This window comes from Mesorhizobium sp. P2_F8, from assembly GCF_056403655.1.
The window spans coordinates 1-3,420 of sequence record NZ_JBFUFB010000069.1; the positions used below are offsets into that span (position 1 = coordinate 1).

Below are 3,420 nucleotides of genomic sequence, written 5' to 3' on the forward strand. Positions count from 1 at the left end.
GTCCAGATCAAGGGCATGAAATTCAACCCGTCGAAAATCTCGATCGCCGTTGGCGATACCATCACCTTCACCAATGCCGACTCGATGACGCATACCGCCACCGCGCTCGAAGGCTCCTTCGACACTGGCCATCTCGCCACAGGCAATGAAGGGCACGGTCACGACGAAATAGCGGCATCTCGAGCCCGAGAATCCGAGCCGTCGAACCAGACAGTCACGTTGAGCTTCGGCAGATCCAACACCTGGTTGTGGTTGCAAGTTTGAGGGCGGGTAAATGCCATTGCAGCGTTATAGCGGAGTGTTTGATACCGCTGATTTGGACTTGCTCGAGCTTGCTGGCAAGGTCACCCTGATCGACGACGAGACGTTGACGATCGACCTGGGGCCGCTGGTGACGGTCGAAATCGATAAGGTCGGGCTGGTGGAAGGCTGCGGAAGTGAAATTGCCACCGGCCTATATTAGGAGCGCATTATAGACGGGACTTTTTGGTGGGGCTTACCCGTCTCTTCGGTCAAGGGCCAGGCGTCTCTGAGTTCCCAAACCCAAAGGTGAGGGAGGCAGCGAATATGCGAACAATCGAACTCTGTGCGGCAGTCGCTCTGTCGATCGTGCCAACCAGCCTCCTGGCGGCAGACGAGGTTTCCGTCGAACGCGGTTTGTATATTTCGATCATCGGCGGCTGCCATTTCTGCCACACGGAAGGATACCGTGAAGCCGATGGGAAGATCGATCCGGCCAAGGCGCTCAAAGGCTCCTCCATTGGCTGGCGGGGTCCCTGGGCACGACCTACGCTGTAAATCTCAGGGATTCGGCAAGGGGCTTTGATGAGGACGCTTGGGTCGATCACCTCAAGAACAAGGTCCAATTGCCGCCGATGCGCTGGTACCAAGTCCAAGCCATGACCGAAAGCGATATGCGTTCGGTGTATCTTTACATCAAATCGCTCGGACCACCCGGCGAGTCGGCACCGTATTACCGGGAGCCCGGCAAGGAGCCGAGGACACCTTATGTCACACTAGTGCCACCTCAGACGCCGAAGAAGTAACGAACATCCCAATGCGATGGGAGTAGGCGTGCGGCGTTCGGTGGCCGGTGATGGTGGCTGTAGCCGTTGCGAAAGCTGGGGTCTCTGGAGTGGACAAGTTGGCCACACCAGCGCCTTCGAGGTTTCCACCATAACCTAGCGATTGTTCACCTTCGGCGTGATCTCCTCGATCCGCGCCTTGTCGCCGATCTCAGTGCGGCTTTTTCGTCCGGCGGGGCGGCAGGTTGCGCACTTGAGGGCGCTCTAATAATAAAACATTGATTAKAGAACGAAGGGCACCAGCATATGACCGACGAAGCCGACCACCGCGCCGCTGAATTGGCAGAACTGACGGCCGAGATTGTATCGGCATTTGTCAGCAACAACCCCATCCCCGCAGCAAGTCTGCCTGACCTGATCGCGTCGGTTCACAAGTCAATGTCCGATCTCATGGGGCCGGTGGCAAGACCAGCCGAGCCGCAAACACCAGCGGTCAACCCTAAGAAGTCGGTGTTTCCCGACCACATCGTCAGCTTGGAAGACGGCCGCAAATTCAAGTCTATGAAACGCCACGTTGGTTTGCTTGGCATGACGCCAGATGAGTATCGCGCCAAGTGGGGTTTGCCGCATGATTATCCAATGGTCGCGCCGAATTACGCTGCGAAACGATCAGCCCTGGCAAAGGCAAGTGGTCTAGGTCGTAAGGCTGCGCCGGACACGCCAGCTAAGAAGGCGCCTATGAAGCGAAAGGCGAAGTGACGCGCCTTTCCATCACCGAAGAGCTTGAGAGCGCCGCCGACCGCATCGCGGACATGTCGCGAGCGGATTTGCAGATCATCCTTCGCCGCGCTGCCTTGATGCTAGCGCTACCCAACCGTAGGTGGCGGGCAAGGTCTATTCGGGCACACCCGCATCTTTGTGCACAATCGCGTCGAGGATCGTTCGATAGAGGCTATCGACCTCTTCGCCGATCTCGATCCACGAATTCCTACCACCGCCGCGTCAGCAATCAACTTGTGCGTGAGTTCGTCGACCGAAATGACATCGGCCTTCGTCGTCTCGTGGACGTTGTTGGCAAACCATTGATCCAGGAAGTTTATTCCGCGTGTGCTCATTGGTCCATAATCTGCGCACGAATATTAGGTTCCGTATGTTGGCGCGATCGAGAAAGGAAAGCCAATGGCCGTTAGATCTCCCCCGACCGGTCCACCGTCGACTCTCCTCACCGCGCCGATCGAGCTTGCCGGCGACTGGGGACGCATGCTTGAGGGCGCGGCCGATCAGGTTGTCGAGCGGATGCGGCATGCATGCCTTGACGGCGTCCGCCTGCTCTCCGACCGCCAGCCAACGCGGCTGCGTGTCGACGAGCACACTTCCGGCACGCCTGCCGTCTGGCTGCATCCGGATGGCAGCAGCATGGCCTGGATCATCATTGACATCGGCGAGCGCGACTGGTCCAAGCTCGCCTACCAGTTCGGGCACGAGCTCGGCCATGTCACGGCCAACAGTTGGCAACCGGATGCCAAGCCGGCGACTCCCTGCCAGTGGCTCGAGGAAGCCCTGGTTGAAGCATTCTCGCTGCGAGGCCTGGGGCGCCTGGCGAAGGACTGGAAGGAGAACCCGCCGTTCGCCGGCGACAACGCCTTCGGCGATGCCATTGTCAAATATCGCGAGAACATCACCCGCGGCTATACCGCGCTCGCCGACAGCCAGGGGCTGACGCGCGACGCCGCGGCGTGGTTCGCCGACCATCGTGGCGAGATCGAAATGCCCGCCCTCAATCCGTTCGCCCGGGCGATGTCTGTGACCATCCTTGCCGAATACGACAGCGCGCCGGACTGCGTCGAGGCGCTGGGCGCACTCAACCGCTGGCCCGGCCGCAGCGGCCTACCGATCGCCGAATATCTCGGGCGATGGGAGGCGAGCTGCGCCGAATTGCTCGCTTCGCCCAGATTGCCGATCCGCCTGCGTGATCTGCTGCACGTTCCGCAATGGGCCAAGTAAAGACCAGCAGGTCGTGTCCACCGATTGCGCCCCACCAGTGCGCTCACTCTTCAGGGAGGAAGCCTTCAATGGTCATCCGTCCGTCTTCAAGGAAACTGGATGCAGGTAAAAAGGAAGCCGGCCGCTGAACTCTGTTCCCGCATGTCGCCGGACTCCTTCCTATCGGCGCGCCCGTTTCAGGCAATCTCCAGCGTTCGCCGCCGGGCCGTCGTCCAAAAGGCTGCATTCCAACAACTCTAGCGGGAGCGATACACTCACTACTCGGCGCCGTTTCCCTCAAAGCGTCGCCGGTAARGGGCTCGGCGCCCCTCTGGTCTGTTCAGTGTCAAAAGGAGGGCGCCGGGCCACTGACCTGCTTTCGCGATCCAGATTAGCGATCAGCGCTTCACAC

The 3,420-nt window shown here is 59.7% G+C and carries 5 protein-coding genes and 1 pseudogene; 5 read left to right on the plus strand and 1 reads right to left on the minus strand.

Annotated features, from left to right (window positions below; genetic code table 11):
* The 4 genes from AC1DZP_RS35780 to AC1DZP_RS35795 all read left to right on the plus strand — a co-directional run.
* On the plus strand, nt 1-264 hold a 264-nt coding region (locus AC1DZP_RS35780), incomplete at its 5' end, for a plastocyanin/azurin family copper-binding protein (protein WP_477309011.1).
* Between the two features lie 10 nt (nt 265-274).
* Nucleotides 275-463 (plus strand): hypothetical protein, encoded by a 189-nt coding sequence (locus AC1DZP_RS35785; protein ID WP_477309013.1) that lies wholly within the window; start codon nt 275-277, stop codon nt 461-463.
* A 104-nt stretch (nt 464-567) separates the two neighbouring features.
* The gene (locus tag AC1DZP_RS35790) at nt 568-798 is read left to right on the plus strand and encodes a hypothetical protein (RefSeq protein ID WP_477309015.1); all 231 of its coding nucleotides are present in this window, start codon (nt 568-570) and stop codon (nt 796-798) included.
* A 533-nt stretch (nt 799-1,331) separates the two neighbouring features.
* Nucleotides 1,332-1,784 (plus strand): Ros/MucR family transcriptional regulator, encoded by a 453-nt coding sequence (locus AC1DZP_RS35795; protein ID WP_477309017.1) that lies wholly within the window; start codon nt 1,332-1,334, stop codon nt 1,782-1,784.
* Nucleotides 1,785-1,919: 135 nt separating this feature from the next.
* Here AC1DZP_RS35795 and AC1DZP_RS35800 read toward each other — a convergent pair.
* Nucleotides 1,920-2,140 (minus strand): annotated as a pseudogene (locus tag AC1DZP_RS35800) (DUF768 domain-containing protein).
* A gap of 64 nt (nt 2,141-2,204) precedes the next feature.
* Here AC1DZP_RS35800 and AC1DZP_RS35805 point away from each other — a divergent pair.
* Nucleotides 2,205-3,029, plus strand: a complete 825-nt coding sequence (locus tag AC1DZP_RS35805; RefSeq protein ID WP_477309019.1) for a hypothetical protein — start codon at nt 2,205-2,207, stop codon at nt 3,027-3,029.
* Nucleotides 3,030-3,420 lie beyond the last annotated feature (391 nt).

Excerpts from the sequence above, each read along its gene's own strand:
- AC1DZP_RS35785 (WP_477309013.1), top strand. The coding sequence starts at position 275 with ATGCCATTGCAGCGTTATAGCGGAGTGTTTGATACCGCTGATTTGGAC.
- AC1DZP_RS35790 (WP_477309015.1), top strand. The coding sequence starts at position 568 with ATGCGAACAATCGAACTCTGTGCGGCAGTCGCTCTGTCGATCGTGCCA.
- AC1DZP_RS35795 (WP_477309017.1), top strand. The coding sequence starts at position 1,332 with ATGACCGACGAAGCCGACCACCGCGCCGCTGAATTGGCAGAACTGACG.
- AC1DZP_RS35805 (WP_477309019.1), top strand. The coding sequence starts at position 2,205 with ATGGCCGTTAGATCTCCCCCGACCGGTCCACCGTCGACTCTCCTCACC.